General features: G+C 73.6%; 10 protein-coding genes. 2 read left to right on the plus strand and 8 right to left on the minus strand.

Annotation, left to right across the window (positions count from 1 at the left end):
- Positions 1–24: 24 nt before the first annotated feature.
- The 3 genes from WME95_RS11870 to WME95_RS11880 form a co-directional block, all read right to left on the minus strand.
- A complete protein-coding gene (locus tag WME95_RS11870) occupies positions 25–1,062 on the minus strand; it encodes a hypothetical protein (protein WP_437908487.1) in 1,038 nt (345 codons plus the stop codon).
- A complete protein-coding gene (locus tag WME95_RS11875; protein WP_437908488.1) occupies positions 1,059–2,270 on the minus strand; it encodes a hypothetical protein in 1,212 nt (403 codons plus the stop codon). Before WME95_RS11875 ends, WME95_RS11870 begins: the two co-directional genes overlap by 4 nt.
- Positions 2,271–2,745: 475 nt before the next feature.
- Positions 2,746–2,904, minus strand: coding sequence for a hypothetical protein (locus tag WME95_RS11880; RefSeq protein WP_437908489.1), 159 nt, complete (start codon positions 2,902–2,904; stop codon positions 2,746–2,748).
- Between the two features lie 197 nt (positions 2,905–3,101).
- On the opposite strand from WME95_RS11880, the gene WME95_RS11885 reads away from it, so the two are divergent.
- Entirely contained in the window at positions 3,102–4,646 is a 1,545-nt protein-coding gene (locus tag WME95_RS11885; RefSeq protein ID WP_437908490.1) for a M16 family metallopeptidase, read from the plus strand.
- Entirely contained in the window at positions 4,643–6,181 is a 1,539-nt protein-coding gene (locus WME95_RS11890) for a M16 family metallopeptidase (RefSeq protein WP_437908491.1), read from the plus strand. The genes WME95_RS11885 and WME95_RS11890 overlap by 4 nt, the downstream gene beginning before the upstream one ends.
- Before the next feature lie 73 nt (positions 6,182–6,254).
- Here WME95_RS11890 and WME95_RS11895 read toward each other — a convergent pair whose 3' ends face one another.
- The 5 genes from WME95_RS11895 to WME95_RS11915 all read right to left on the minus strand — a co-directional run bounded on the left by WME95_RS11895 (position 6,255) and on the right by WME95_RS11915 (position 14,710).
- On the minus strand, positions 6,255–6,860 hold the full coding sequence (locus WME95_RS11895; RefSeq protein ID WP_437908492.1) for a hypothetical protein: 606 nt from the start codon (positions 6,858–6,860) through the stop codon (positions 6,255–6,257).
- A gap of 67 nt (positions 6,861–6,927) precedes the next feature.
- The gene (locus WME95_RS11900) at positions 6,928–8,346 is read right to left on the minus strand and encodes a DUF6600 domain-containing protein (protein ID WP_437908493.1); all 1,419 of its coding nucleotides are present in this window, start codon (positions 8,344–8,346) and stop codon (positions 6,928–6,930) included.
- A gap of 431 nt (positions 8,347–8,777) precedes the next feature.
- Positions 8,778–9,413, minus strand: coding sequence for a hypothetical protein (locus WME95_RS11905; protein ID WP_437908494.1), 636 nt, complete (start codon positions 9,411–9,413; stop codon positions 8,778–8,780).
- Positions 9,414–9,458: 45 nt separating this feature from the next.
- Positions 9,459–10,979, minus strand: a complete 1,521-nt coding sequence (locus WME95_RS11910; protein ID WP_437908495.1) for a DUF6600 domain-containing protein — start codon at positions 10,977–10,979, stop codon at positions 9,459–9,461.
- Between the two features lie 200 nt (positions 10,980–11,179).
- Positions 11,180–14,710: a HEAT repeat domain-containing protein gene (locus WME95_RS11915; protein ID WP_437908496.1), complete on the minus strand. Its 3,531-nt coding sequence runs from the start codon at positions 14,708–14,710 to the stop codon at positions 11,180–11,182.
- Between the last annotated feature and the right edge of the window lie 8 nt (positions 14,711–14,718).

Below are 14,718 nucleotides of genomic sequence, written 5' to 3' on the forward strand. Positions count from 1 at the left end.
GGCGGTTTCAACCCGGTCGTCGCCTTAACGCAGCGCCAGCGTGAACGCGAGCCCGAGGCTCACGCGCAGATCATGGACCGCCTGCACATCGAGGGCGGGCGGCAGCAGCCGGTACTCGCCCTCGATCACCGCGGCGATGGGTTGATCGTCGATCGCGGCCAGGATCCTCTCGACGTGCGCGGCCGAGCGCACGAGGACTCGCCAGCGCTCTTCGCTCGTCCAGTGCGGGACGACGTCGCCTCGACCATCGAAGACCGTCAGCCCGTCGCCGCTCTGGAGCCGCAGCCGCAGCGAGCCCGCGGTCATGGGTGCGATCCGGTGAACGACCCTGGGCTCACCGAGCGTGCGGCGCGCGGGCGCGGCCCGGGGAGAGGGGGACTCCGCGTAAGCGTCGATGTCGTAACGGACCCCGAGCCCGATCTCGAAGCTGCGGCCCGCCTCGCCCGTGCGCCACGGATCGAGGATCGCCGTGGCGCGCGCCACGCCGAGCCGGATCAGCGGCGCCGGCGATCCGTCGCCCTGGCGCCGCGGGATCGAGGGGATGCTCACCCGGCCCACCTCGGCTTCCGCGCCGATGTCGAAGGGGAAGGGGACCGCGATCGGCGGCGACATCGGCAAGACCACCCGCGGCGATTCGTCGTGCCGCAAGAACGACGCGCCGTACAGCGCCGCGTCGAGCGCGGGCACGCCGTCGAGCGCCTGCCCCGCCGGAGACACCCGGCCGGCGAGGACGCGGTGATCCGCCTGCCAGACCACGCGGCCAGGCCCGGAGCCCGTCACGCTGCGCGCGCGGTAGGACAGGCCCGCGTCGATCTCGGGCTCGATCTCGATCGCCCCGCCCGCGCCCCGGTGCAGCGCGGACGCGACGCCGAGCCACACCCGGCTCGCCGGGTCGAAGCGCACGCGGAAGCGCCGGCCCTCCTCGGAAACGGCGGTATCGCCGCCGTCCGCGTGCTCGCTCTCCTCGCTCTCCTCGCGCGCCGGCTCGGCGCGGCCGGCGCGCGGGGAGAGCGCCGCGGCCGCCGCCATGACGAGCAGCGCGGCGAGGCGCCGAGCCGTCACGGGTCCTCGAAGGCGGGCATCGGCTCGAACACCCGTGGGGGAGCCCAGAACGACACCCGCAGGCCCGCGGCGGCCTTGACCTCCACGTCGCGAATGTCGCTGTCGAGGTCGTTGCGGCTCACCCCCATCGCGGCGAGCCGCAGCGAGATGGGCTGATCGTTGATCGCGAGGAGGATCCCCTCGTAGGCGATGGTGGCCTCGAGTCGGTTCATCGCCTCTCCCCTCCCGCTCCCGGCCGCGATGCTCGGGCGCCGGTAGGTGAACGCGGTCGAGAGCGCGTGGAGGCCGCCCTCGCCGAGGCTGAAGCGCGATTTGAGGGCGCCCGTCGGGCCGACGTACAGAGCGCCTGTATCCAGGCCGTCGTCGATCTCCGATCGGCGCTCCCAGTACTCCCCCAGATCGGCGCCCGCCTCGAGCCGGATGTGGCTGTACATGTCGTTCGACTGCCACGGACTCCACGCGAGGTGGACCTCGCCGAACTCCACGTCGAGCGTGTCGCGGCGCGCGGGAGGGCGGTCGTTCACCGACACAACCCGGAAGCCCCAGCCCATCCGCGGCGAGATCGCGTGAAGCCGCGGCTTGCCAACGAAGGTGCTGATCCAGTGGGCCGGCCGCCGGTGCAGGTGCTGGTAATCGTAGCTGAAGAGCACCCCGGAGAGCTCGAGATCGTCGAACGTGGCCGCCCCCTCGAGGATGCGCATGTCATGGCGGGCGCGGGAGCGCGTCGAGAGCACGCTCACGTGGATACCGGCCTCGGCCCTCCCGCGGCCCAGGGGGAAGCTCGCGGGCACGGGGAGCCCGTTGTTTCCATGGAACGTGGGCAGCCAGGACGCGCCCAGGTAAAGCCGGTTCAGGAGATCGAACTTGACCTGAAAGGCCTTGCCCTCGGCCGAGCGCGCGTAGCCCGGCGGCGCCTCGGGGATCGCGGCGACGAGGCGGGCGCCGCGCGCGGTCAGGGCCCGGTAAGCCTCGGTGTCTTCAACCACGTTGCACGGCTGCACCTTGTCGAGCGCGCCGCCGTCGTGGGCCAGGTGATCGGGCGCGACGAGGCAGCGCTCGCCCTCCGGGCCTGGCTCGCATTGAACGCGCACCGCGCCGCCCTTTGGCGACCGGATGCAGCGAACCGGCTTGTCCCAGGAGAGCTGCGGCGGCTCGCCGGGGCGAGCAGGCGCGGACCAGAGCATCGCCGCCGACAGGGGGGCGAGCAACGCGTGAATCCAAGGCAGACGTCGTCTCAAAGCACCCTCACGAGGCAAAGGAGCTCCACGGCGGCAAAGCCGCCCGCGCTGTACGCGAGCGATTCATCAGGCGCTTCGCGGGCGCCGGAGGCGACAAAGCACGCGTCGTGCCCTGCCAGACGGTGTCGGGGCGCGCGCCGCGCATGCCAAAAATTCCGATAATTCAGAATGTGCCGACTGCTTCGCGGGGGCGAGGTGCGAAGTGGTCAGCGCGGCGACCCCTGAATGAGGAGCAATGCATTACCCAGGTGCGCAGGGTTCTTCACAGCAGGTTGTCGGCGCCTCGCCATCGGCGGTCGCGGCTCGCGTCGTTCGGGTCGAGCCACCGGCGTCGAGGGACCGGCGACGTCGTACTGGCCGCGCAGGTTCGAGTGGAACCTCTGATTCTCCGGGGGGTATCCGCAGTGCAACGCCCGGTTGTAGACGAGGTTGTTACTCCACTCCGTCAGAGCGAACTCATGTCGATGAGCTCGAGTCGGCGCTCGAGTTCCTGCTCGACGATGACGTCGACGAGCCCGCCGATGCGCAGCTCGCGCGCATCAAGGAGTTCCGCGCGCAGGACGGCCAGCGCTCCAGCGCCCTCTCCCAGGGGCTCCGCGATCACGCGGGGCTCGCGACCTCGGCCGGCGCTCAGCCCTCGCAAGCTCCGCCGTCCCGCCCGCGCCGCGCGCTCCTTCCGTTCTGCCGTGCGTCCCTCCTCCGTGACAACTTGACAACCGCACCCGTTGGCCGGGCGCGTCTCCGCAATCCGTGCTCCCGCCCGCTTGCGCCCCGCCCGCGACCGGCGCAACCCTCGGGCTCATGCAGACCCGCGCGCGTCACCCGCCGCTCCCGCGCTCCACCGGGCCGATCCTGGTCGCCGTGGCCGCGGCCCTCTCTCTGTCCGGGCCGAAGCTTGCCCCGGCAGCTCCGCCCGAGGCCACGTCCTCGCCACCGAAGTCCGCGCCGGCCGCGGCTCCGAAGGCTGCGCCAGCTTCAGCCCCGGCGGCCGCGCCGGCCGCGGCCCCGGCATCCGCGCCCGCCGCGGTGGCTCAGGCCGCGGCCTCCCAGGCGCCGAAGCTCGACATCCCGTTCACCAAGTACAGCCTCAAGAACGGCCTTACCGTGATCCTCCACGAGGACCGCGCGCTGCCGATGGTCGCCCTGAACCTCATGGTCAAGGTCGGCTCGCGGTTCGAGGAGCCGGGGCGCACCGGCTTCGCGCACCTGTTCGAGCACCTCATGTTCATGGGCACGCGCCGCGTCCCCACGAAGCAGTTCGACGCCTGGATGGAGGCCGAGGGCGGCTGGAACAACGCGTGGACCAGCGAGGACCGGACCGCCTACCACGAGGTGGCGCCGGCCCACGCGCTGCCGCTCCTGCTCTGGCTCGAGGCCGATCGGTTCTCGTCGCTCGCGGACAGCATGGACCTCCCGAAGCTCAACGCGCAGCGCGACGTCGTGCGGAACGAGCGCCGCCAGACGAGCGAGAACGAGCCCTACGGCAAGGTCGACCTCCTCATGCCCTCGCTCATGTACCCGCAGGGGCACCCCTACCACCACCCCGTGATCGGCTCGCACGAGGATCTCCAGGCCGCGACCGTCGACGACGTCACGACGTTCTTCCGGCGGTGGTACGTGCCGAACAACGTCTCCCTCGTCGTGGCCGGCGACTTCGATGCGCAGAAGACGCGCGATCTCATCGAGCGGCTCTTCGGCGGCATCCCGGAGCGGCCCGTCCCCGCGGCGACAACGCCCTCGCCCGTGAAGCTGAGCGGCGTCGTGCGCAAGACGATCGAGGACAACGTGAACCTCCCCAAGGTGATCATGGCCTGGCACAGCCCCGCGCACTTCGCGCCGGGCGACGCCGAGCTCGACCTCCTCGCCACGGCGCTCGAGCAGGGGAAGGCGAGCCGCCTCTACAAGGCCCTCGTCTACGACAAGCAGCTCGCCCAGGAGGTGAGCGCCGTGCAGCGCTCCGGCGATCTCGGCTCGACGTTCACCGTCGAGGCGATCGCGCGGCCGGGCGTGCCGCTCGAGAAGGTCGAGGCCGCGATCGACGCCGAGCTCGCCAAGGTGCGGGACGCGAAGCTGAGCCGCGAGGAGCTCGATCGGGCCAAGAACCAGTACGAGACCGCCTTCGTGACGGCGCTCGAGTCGGTCGCCGGCCGGGCCTCGATGCTCAACCAGTACGAGACGGCGAAGGGCCAGCCCGGGTTCGTGGAGCAGGATCTGAAGCGCTACCGCGACGCGACGGCGGAGTCGCTGCAGGCGTACGCGAAGAGCACCCTGGACCCGAACGCCCGGGTGATCCTGCGGGTCGTGCCGAAGGGCAGCGAAGAGGCGAAGAAGGCGGTGACGAAATGAGAGCGAGACACGCAGGCGCGATGATCGCGCTGGTCGCCGCGGCCCTCGGCTGCGAGCCGAGGACGCCGGCGCAGTCCGCTGCCCGGGCGGAGGCGCCGCGTCCGAGCGCCCCGCCGGCGGCCGCGAAGCCCGCGGACCCGCTCGGGCCCAGGCCGGAGCTGCCGAAGCCGCAGCCGTTCACGCCGCCGGCGCCGGTGGTGCTCGACGGGCCGAACGGCGCGAAGGTGTGGCTGCTCGAGCGCCACACGCTGCCGATCGTGTCCGTGGCCATCGGCGTCGCGTCGGGAGCGGCGGACGATCCGAAGGGCGCGGCGGGGCTCGCGCACATCACCGCGGACATGCTCGACGAGGGCGCGGGGACGCGGAGCGCGGTGGAGCTGTCCAGCGCGATCAACGACCTCGGCGCCACGCTCTCGGTCGGGGCGCGCGCCGACGGCAGCGTCGCGACGCTCTCCGTGCTGAAGAAGAACTTCGACAAGGCGTTCTCGCTGCTCGCCGACGTCGTCGCGCGCCCGCGGTTCGAGGCGAAGGAGTGGAAGCGCGTCAGCGAGCTCTGGCAGAACGACCTCAGGAAGCGCGGAGACGACGCGACGCGGGTCTCGGGGCTGGTCTCGATGGCCGCGCTCTACGGGCCGGGCACGCCGTACGGGCACCCCGTCGACGGCCTGGTCGCGGACGCCAGGTCGATCGGGCTGCCGGCCGTGAAGGCGTTCTACAAGGCGGCGTGGCGCCCGGACCACGCGGTGATCACCGTGGTCGGCGACATCACCCGGGACGAGCTGCAGCAGGCGCTCTCGCGCGATCTCGGGACGTGGTCGGCGAAGGGCGCCACGGCGAGCGCCGCGCCGGCCGCGAAGGGCGCGGCGGCCGCCGCGCCGGCGTGGAAGCCGCCGCGGCTCGTGCTCGTCGACCGCCCGGGGGCGCCGCAGTCGGTGATCGCGGCCGTGCGGGAGGGGGTCGCGGCGAGCGATCCTCGGCGGCCGCTGCTCCAGCTGATCAACTCCGCGCTCGGCGGCTCGTTCACGTCGCGCCTGAACCAGAACCTGCGCGAGGATCACGGCTGGTCCTACGGCGCCGGCTCGACGTTCACCGAGACGAGGCTGCCAGGCGCGTTCGTTGCGCGGGCCTCCGTCGTCACCGAGGCGACCGGACCCGCCCTGAAGGAGATGCTCGCCGAGCTCGCCAAGATGGCCGACTCCGGGCTGACCCGGGACGAGCTGGCGAAGGTGCAGGCGCAGGATCGCGCGGATCTCGTCTCCGCCTACGAGACCGTGAACCGCACCGCCCAGCGTCTCGGTACGCTGGCGCGGCTGAAGCTGCCGGAGACGTTCGACGGCGACGCGAGCAAGGCGCGGCAGAGCGCGACGCTGGCGAGCCTCGCGGAGCTCGCGAGGGCCGTGGATCCGAAGACGGCGACCGTCGTGGTGGTGGGACCGCGGCAGGAGATCCTGCCGCAGCTCCAGGGGATCGGCCTCGGCGAGCCGGAGGCGTGGGACGTCGAGGGGCAGCCGATCCAGCCGAAGAAAGAGCCCTGAGCGGCGTGCGTCCTGGCCGGGGGCTCCTCCCGCCGCGCGGGCAGCGGGAGGAGCGGGCGGCACGAGCGCGCCCTCAGGGCGCGGTCGGCTCGAAGTCGATCGGGCTGCTGGGCGCGCCCTCGTGGAGGACGCCGTCGCCGAACCAGTAGACGAAGCGGGGCTCCTCCGCCCCGTCGAGGTGGGCCTCCAGCCGGACGATGGCGCCCGGGGTGGTGGCGAACGTCATCGCGTCGATGTCCGAGCCGGTCTCGGCGTGGAAATACGCGACGCCGATGTCGACGAGGCGCGTCTCGTCCGTCTTCTCGATCTCGATCCCCGCCAGGTCGATGAGCTCGGACGCCGTGTCGACCGAGGCATAGAGATCGAAGCTGCAGACGACCTTCGAGATGTTGGTGTCGCAGGTCGTCCAGAGCGTCCACGTCCCGCCCTCCGTGTACTCGACGAAGACGCCGACGCCCTCGCCCGGCTCGGTGCTCAGGGTGGCGTCCGTGTCGATGGCGACGCGCCGCACGTCGTCCGCGGGCGGCGGGGGAACGGTGTCGTCGTCGCCGTCGTCCCAGTCGTCGTGGACGTGATGGCCATCGTGGTCGCGGTCCTCGTCGACGATGATGCAGCCGGCCGAGGCGAGGGGCGCAGCGACGAGAAGGAACGACCACAGCCCCAGTGAACGACGCTTCACAAAGTCAGCGAAAAGAGTCATCGGATCTGCTCCTGCTCGTGGACGTCGCAAGACGTGGACCAAAGCGCTACCTCGACCGTGGGCGACCGGACGCCGGCGCCGTCTTCCCCGGAGCCGGGCCTGACGGAAGGTGGATCCTGGGGCGCGGCGGGGACGACGGCGCGCTCGGGAGCGCGCGCGGCTTCGCGCTCGGCTGCGGCGCCGGCGTCGCTTGCGGCAGCGGCCGCGGCGCCGTGGCCGACGGCGATCGGTGCGGGAGGGCACGCGTGGCGGCCGGCGGCTCCGGGGCGGGTACGGGCGACGGCGGCGTGACCGTGGGCCGCGAGGGCCGGTGCGATGGGCTCGCGCCGGTGCGGGGCAGCGCGCCCGCGTCGGAGACGCCCCGCGCGGGGAGGCCGGGCCTGGCGATCGGGGCCGGAGCGTCGCCGCCGGGCGTCCCCCGCGGGTGCAGCGGCGTGCGCAGCGCGGGCGCCGCGCGACGGTCGTCGCCTGCAGGCGACGCCGGACGGCGCGCCGGAGGGGGCGCGAGGCGTGCGCTCGGCGTCGTGCTCCTGCGCGCGTAAGCGAGGGCGCGAGGATCCGGCCTGTCGCGGTGCCTCGGGGCGGCCGAGGAGGGAACGCCGGCCTCCGCGAGCGACGGCGACGCCGGGCGGTAGCCGCCAGGGCGGATGCCGTGGGGCGGGCTCGGGCGGCCCGCGCCACCATCGCCGCGCGGGCGGACGTCGGCGTGCCCGGGCCTGCCAGCGGTCGGCCGCGCCGGCCTGTAGGTGTGCGAGTGCGCGGCGATGCGCCGGACGACCGCGCGATCGCGGACGACGTGCGTGTGGACGTGGCGATGGAACACGTGCGTCGTCGGGCAGAAGACGTACGCCGCCGGGGGAACGGTCCACAGCGAGACCGCGACGCCGCTGCTCCAGTAGTAGGTGGGCGGCATCGGGGCCCAGCCGACGTAGCCGGCGTCACCGACGCGCCAGACGACCCACGCCGGGGCGTACGTGCGCCCCGGGATCCAGGCCCAGCCGTGGGAGGAGATCCAGACCCAGCGGCCATAGTGGAAGGGGATGTGGCCCCACGCGTAGTCGCTGACCCAGAGCCAGTCGCCGTCGTCGGTCAGCGCCCAGTGGCCCGCTGTCTGGTAGGGCGCGAAATCCGGGCCGACCACGACCGCGGAGGGCACCCAGACCGTGCCGTAGCCCGGGGTGTCGATCCAGGTGCCGTACGCGGCGAGCGGCTGCTGGAACTCGACCAGGGCGCTCGGGTCGGTGTCTTCGTACTCGTCCGCCGCGATCTCGGCGTTCACGCGGACGTCGACCTGAACCGACGGGGGCTCGGCGGGCTGGGCGGAGGCGCTCGCGGGCGCGGCGATCAGCGCGGCGAGCAGCGGCAGGGCGCCGCCGAGCCCGCGGAGCCGGGCCCCGGGGATGCCCGGCGCCGCGGGTGCAGGGCGCAAGGGGGAAGCGGACAGCGGGAAAGGCATCGGCAGCATGATGGGTCCTTCTGGAGGGGGGTGCCAGGGAGAGGTCGGGCTGGCCTCGGGCGCCCTCAGATCTCTTCAGACGTCCCTGCGCGCCCGACATTGCACATTGCAGGCCACCATCCGGAGCGCCGCGCTTACGTGCCATGCGCCGAGGCACCCGACCGAGGTTGAGGTGTCGGCACCCGGCGGCGCCCGACCGAGGTTGAGGTGTCGGCACCCGGCGGCGCCCGACCGAGGTTGAGGCAGCGGCACCCGACCGAGGTTGAGGCAGCGGCACCCGACCGCGGTTGAGGCAGCAGCGGCACCCGACCGAGGTTGAGGTGTCGGCGCCCGACCGAGGTTGAGGTGTCGGCGCCCGACCGAGGTTGAGGCAGCGGCGCGCGCCCTCGCCGGGGGCTCCTCCCGCAGCGCTGGCAGCGGGAGGAGCGGCGGGATCGCCCTCAGGGCGCGGTCGGCTTGAAGTCGAGGGGGTTGCTGGGCGCGCCCTGGTGCAGGACGCCGTCGCCGAACCAGTAGACGAAGCGAGGCTGCAGGACCCCGTCGACGTAGGCCTCCAGCCGGATGATGGCGCCCTGGGTCGTGGTGAACTCCATCGCGTCGATGTCCGAGCCGGTCTCTGCGTGGAGATGCGCGACGCCATCGCTCACGAGGCGCGTCGAGTCCTTCGTCTCGAGCTCGATCCCCACGACGTCGAACAGCTGGGACGACGTGTCCACCGAGACATAGAGATCGAAGCTGCAGATGACCTTGGAGGTGTTGCTGTCGCAGGTCGTCCAGAGCTTCCACGTCCCGCCGGGGGCGTACTCGATGAAGATGCCGATGCCCTCGCCCGGCGGGCTGCTCAGGACCGCGCCCGTATCGATGGCGACGAGCCGGGGGTCGCCCGCGGGGGCACGTGGCGGAGGGACGCGGCTGTCCCCCTCGTCCTCGTCGCCGTTGTGCACCGGGGGTTCATCGCGGCGGGCATCCTCGTCGTCGGCGAGAACGCAGCCGCCCAAGCCGAGGGGCGCAGCGACGAGCAGGAACGACCATATCCCCACGGAACGACGCTTCATAAAGTCGGCGGGAGCAGTCATCGGTTCTTCTCCTGCGCGCGGATGTCGCAATACGTGGACCATGCGTCACCTCGACTGCGGGCGACCGGATGCAGGCGCCGGCGCCGCCTCCTCCGCAGCCGGGCTTGACGGGATGCGAATCCTCGGGCGCGCCGGGGACGGCGGCGCGCTCGGGCTCGCAGGCGGCCTCGCGACCGTCGCGCCCGCGTACGGTGCCGGTGTCGCCGGTCGCATCGGTCGAGGCGCCGAGACCGACGGCGCGTGGTGCGGGACCGCGTGTGACGTGGTCGGCGGGGCGCCGACGCGCGGCGTGGCACCGACGCGCGGCGTGGCGCCGACCCGCGGCGCGGCGGTAGCAGGCGGCGTGGCACCGACCCGCGGCGTGGCGCCGACGCGCGGCGCGGCGGTAGCAGGCGGCGTGGCGACGACGTGCGGCGTGGCGCTGACGCGCGGCTCCGGGGTCGGGGCAGGGTAAGCGGGTGTCCTCGGGGCGTGCAGCACGCGCGCCTGGGGCCGGTCGCCGCCCGAGGGAGCAGGGGGCGCCGAGAGACGCGGCACCGGCGCCGGCGCGACGTGCGCGCTCGGCGTCGCCGCTTTGCGCGAATAGGCAAGAGCGCGCGGGTCCGGCCTGCCGCGGAACCTCGGCGCGTCCGACGACGGAATGCCGACCTCCACGAGCGAGGGCGACGCCGGGCGATAGCCGCCAGCACGGCTCCGGCCGGACGGGCTCGATCGCTCCGCGCCATCCGGGCGGGCCCAGCTGCGCTGGGGCCTGCCCGCGGTCGGCAGCGCCGGCCTGTAGGTGCGCGAGCGCCTGGTGATGCGCCGGATCTCATCGCGATCGCGGACGACATGCATGTCGACGTGATCGTGGAACACGTGCGTCGTCGGGCAGAAGACATACGCCTCAGGGGGAACGGTCCCCAGCGGGACCGCGACGCCGTCGCGCCAGGAGTAGGTGGGCGGCATCGCGCTCCAGCCGACATAGCCGTCATCGCCGACGCGCCAGACGACCCACGCCGGCGCGTACGCGCGCCCCGGGATCCACGCCCAGCCGTGGCCGGTCGTCCGGATCCAGCGGCCATAGTGGAAGGGGATGTGACCCCACGCGTAGTCGCTGACCCAGAGCCACTCGCCTTCGTCGGTCAGCGCCCAGCGCCCGTCGGTCTGGTAGGGCGCGAAATTGAGGCCAACCTCGGACCAGGAAGGCACCCAGACCCTGCCGTAGCTCGGGTCGTCGACCCAGGTGCCGTAAGGGGCGAGCGGCCGGTAGAACTCGATCAGGGCGCTCGGATCCGTGTCCTCGTACTCGTCCGCCTCGAGCTGCGTCTGCGCGCTCACGCGGACCTCGATCTGGACCGGCCGGGTCGCGGCGGGCTGTGAAGGAAAGGTCTCGTCAGCGCCGTACGGGGCGTAGCTCGCGCCCTGCGGATACCCCTCGGCGGCGGCGCATGCGGGCGCGGCCATGAGCGCGGCGGCCAGCGGCAGCGCGCCCCCGAGCCGGCGGAGCCGCGCCCCGAAGCGGCGCGGCGCCGCGGCCGAAGGGCGCGAAAGGGAAGCGAACAGCGGGAAATACATCGATACCATGCGGGTCCTTCCGGAGAGACGTGCGAGGGAGAGGTCAGGCTGGCCTCGGGGGTCCCGAGACCTCTTCGGCCGCCCTTGGACGTCCCTGAGCGCTCGAATATTGCAGCTGCACTGCAAGCAACGGTCCACATCGCCCGCGCCGCGCACCAGGCGGCGTGGACCGGCAGCGCTCGCTCGATCGAGCGAGCGCGCGGCGCTCCTCAGTCCAGATCGCTGTCGTCGAGCGCCGGCGTCTCGTCCCCCGGAGGCGGCGCTCTGCCGGGCAGCGCCGGCGGCCTCGGAAGGAGCGACAGCCGCGCGTGCGCGTCGGCCAGCTTGCGGTCGGCCTCGCGCAGGCGCCGGTTCAGCACCCGGATCACGGCGTCCGCGATCTCGGCCGTCTCCCGCACCGCCTCGTGGAAATCCTCGGCGGAGACCCGGAGCAGCTCCGCGTCCTCGGTCACCACCGCGGTCGAGGCCCTCGGCTCGCTGTCGAAGAGCGACATCTCGCCGAACACGTCGTTCGCGCCGAGGCGCGCGATCTCGCGGCCGTCCAGCGTGAGGCTCACCTCGCCCGAGATGATCGAGTAGAGCGCGCCGCCAGGCTCACCCTGGCGGAAGATGACGTCGCCCCGGGCCAGCGACACGACGAGCGAGCCGCGCGCCAGCGCCACCAGATCGTCGCCGGCCACGCGGGAGAAGAGCGGAACGCGCTGGAGGAACAGGACCTTCTCGATCGTCGTGTACATCTCGTCCTCGGGGTCGATGCCGGTGCCGCCGGTGACCGCCCAGTATCGTGCGTAACGGGCCACCGCGGGATCCTCATCGGCCCGCAGCGCGTCCAGCCGCTCGCGGGCGCCCGGCGGCGACGTGACGGCGACCGCGATGGCGGCCGCCTCGCGGACCAGCGGGTCCGGATCGTAGGTCGCGGCGAGCGCGTCCCCGGCGGCGCCGGAGATGGAGCTCCGGGCGACGGCATCGAGCGCGAGCGCGGCGCTGTAGGGGTCGCCGCGCACGATCTCGTGGCGGATCCAGGAGATGACCCCGGCCTCCGGCGGCAGGGGCCTCCGGGGGAACGCCGCGGACAGCTCGAGCAGCCGCTCGACGAGGGAGACGAGGCGCTCGCGCAGCGGGCGGTCGAGCAGCGACTCGAGCACCTCGAACGCGTTGGCCCGCAGCGCGGGATCCGGGCCGAAGACGTGGGTTCGCACCAGGGCGACGACCTCGCGCGGGTAGGCGAGCTCGCACAGCCGGAGCACGCGGATGAGCCCCTTCCGCAGCCGGCGGAGCAGGTGCTGATCGAGCAGCGCGCCGACGACGCGGGGGCGCACCGCGATGTACGCCTCGCGCGTGCGGACGTGCTCCAGCGTCTCGTCGTCGATGCAGGCGCGGATCACGCGGAGAGGCGCCGGCGGCGCGCGCAGCGCGAGGCGCAGGCGCGACGCCGACGCGAGCACCTTCTGGCGGAGGGCCTCGTTCGGGTCGTCGATCCGGGCGAGCAGCACGTCGAGCGCGTCGTGGCTGCAGAGCCGCGCGAGCACCCGCGGGATCGCGAGCCGCACGGCCCGCGGGGTGTCGTCGTCGTCGAGGCGCGCCGCGAGCTCCGGGATGGCGTCGTCGCCGAGCGCCTCGATGGCCCGGGCCGCGGCCGGCGCGAGGGCGCGCTCGGCGAGCGCGTCCGCGAGCAGGGGGAGCAGGCGCGGGTCGGCGACGCTCGACGAGGAGCGCACGGCCGCGCGCCGCACCGCGGGATCGGGATCGCCGATGAGCCGCGCGAGCGCGCGCTGGAGCGACGCGTGGCCGACCAGGCCGAGGATCCTGGCGGCGGCGACGCGATCGCGGGGCGACGGGCTGTCGAGCAGCGCGCGCAGCCGCGGCGCGCCCTCGAGCATGCCGTCGAGGCCGCAGTAGCGCAGGAGCGCGGCGATCGCGGCGGCCCGGAGCGCCTCGCCGCCGGGCGCGTCCGCGGCGGCGCGGGGCGCGGCGCCCGCCCGCGTGAGCGCGAGCAGCTCGTCGTGGGCGTCCTCCCGCAGCAGCGCGGCGAGCGCGGCGACGGCGGCGACGCGGACGTCGGTGTTCCGGTCGTGGATCGCCGCGCGCGCGATGCTCGCGCCCTCCTCGTGCTCGAGCTCGGCCGCGAGGCGCACCGCGAGCGCGCGCACCCTGGCCGAGCCGTGGCGCGCGAGCGCGGGCACGGCCTCGCGCACGAGGGTCGGGTCGAGCTGCTGGAGCTGTTCGACCGCGAAGAGCACCTGCACCATGGCGCGGCTGTAGAGCGCCTCCTTGAGGATCGCGCGCGTCTGGGGGCCGTACGCGACGCTGTCCGGCTCGATCTGGCGGCGCATCAACGTCCGGCGCATGGCGTCGAAGTAGCCGCGCCGCACGAGCGGGAGGAGGGCGATGGCGGCGGCGCAGAGCGGGAGGGAGTAGACGCCGATCCACGCGGCCTCCTCGACGAGCGCGGGGCCCGTCGCGGCGGTGGGCGCCACGACGAGCAGGATCAGCGCGCCGAGCCCGTAGCCGAGGGGCTTGGCGATCGTGGAGACGAGCGTCCGCACCCGCTCCCGCAGCGCCGGCGGGAACGGGAAGAACAAGAGCTGCATCGTCGCGTCGTAGATCGTGAGCTGCAGCGCGTTGTCGCTCAGCTTGAGGATCGCGCCCCAGGCGAGCGACGGCGCCGCGAGCAGCGCGACGGTGCTCGCGGTGAACGCGGCCGGCATGGCGAGCAGCCCGCCGAGCACGCCGTGGCGCCGGAGGACCCGGGGGGTCGCGACGAGCTGCACGAGGAGGCCGACCACGCCGACGGCGCCGTAGAGGAACCCCATGAACCGGGTGAGGTCGTCGACGTGGGGGTAGGCCGTGAGGGCGATCGCCTTGAACTGGTAGTCGCCGATCGTGAGGACCGTGAAGAGGAGGAAGGTCAGCAGCGCGACGGTGAGGGCGTAGCGCGATCGCCACACGTCCATGCGCGGAAGGCGGGCCTGGAGGAGCTCTTCGTCGCCGGACGGGGGGCGCCCGAGCGGGTAGCGCCGCGCGAGCGCGCTCGTGAGCGCGGCCATGGCGAGGAGCGCCGCGATGAGCACGAACAGGAGGTTCTCGGTGCCGATCCACCGGACGACGGCGCCCGTCGCGAAGCCGCAGGCGACGGTGCCGACGACGCGCCCGCTGCCGATCAGGCCGAAGAGGCGCTTGGCGCTGCGCGGGTCGTGCAGGTCCTGGGCGACGGCCCAGACGAGGACGGCGGTGAAGTTCGCGATGATCTCGGACCAGATGTAGAAGACCAGGTACGCGGCGCGCACCTCCTGGCCGATGAGGACGCGCAGCAGCGCGAACGTGGCTGCGCCGAAGAGGGCGAAGGCGACGCAGAGCTGGGCGCGCGGCAGGCGGCGGGCGACGCGGTCGTACGCGAGCGCGGCGACGGCGGAGGCGACGCCGTAGACGATCCACATCGGCGCGATCCAGGTGACGGGGAACCTGGTGAGGAAGAGCGCGTCGCGCGCGGAGCGGCCGACGACGAAGAGGAGGGCGGCGAGGAAGAGCAGGCAGAAGAGCAGCGCGGTCCGGTGCAGCTCGACGCGGTCGAGGGGGACGCCGAGGACGGCCGTGTGGGCGTCAGGGGCGGCGCCGCTCGGCGCCAGCCGGCTGGGCCGGCTCGAGGTCGGGCGCACCGTCTCCGGCGCCGCGGCGCGCTCCTTCGCGCTCGGCCCTGCCTTCGAGCCCGGCTGCGGGGGAGCGGCGTCGGTCGAATCCACCTGCCTCA

It is taken from the genome of Sorangium sp. So ce327, from assembly GCF_051530205.1.
Lineage (GTDB): Bacteria > Myxococcota_A > Polyangia > Polyangiales > Polyangiaceae > Sorangium > Sorangium cellulosum_B.

Excerpts from the sequence above, each read along its gene's own strand:
- WME95_RS11885 (WP_437908490.1), top strand. The coding sequence starts at position 3,102 with ATGCAGACCCGCGCGCGTCACCCGCCGCTCCCGCGCTCCACCGGGCCG.
- WME95_RS11890 (WP_437908491.1), top strand. The coding sequence starts at position 4,643 with ATGAGAGCGAGACACGCAGGCGCGATGATCGCGCTGGTCGCCGCGGCC.
- WME95_RS11900 (WP_437908493.1), bottom strand. The coding sequence starts at position 8,346 with ATGCTGCCGATGCCTTTCCCGCTGTCCGCTTCCCCCTTGCGCCCTGCA.
- WME95_RS11905 (WP_437908494.1), bottom strand. The coding sequence starts at position 9,413 with ATGACTGCTCCCGCCGACTTTATGAAGCGTCGTTCCGTGGGGATATGG.
- WME95_RS11910 (WP_437908495.1), bottom strand. The coding sequence starts at position 10,979 with ATGGTATCGATGTATTTCCCGCTGTTCGCTTCCCTTTCGCGCCCTTCG.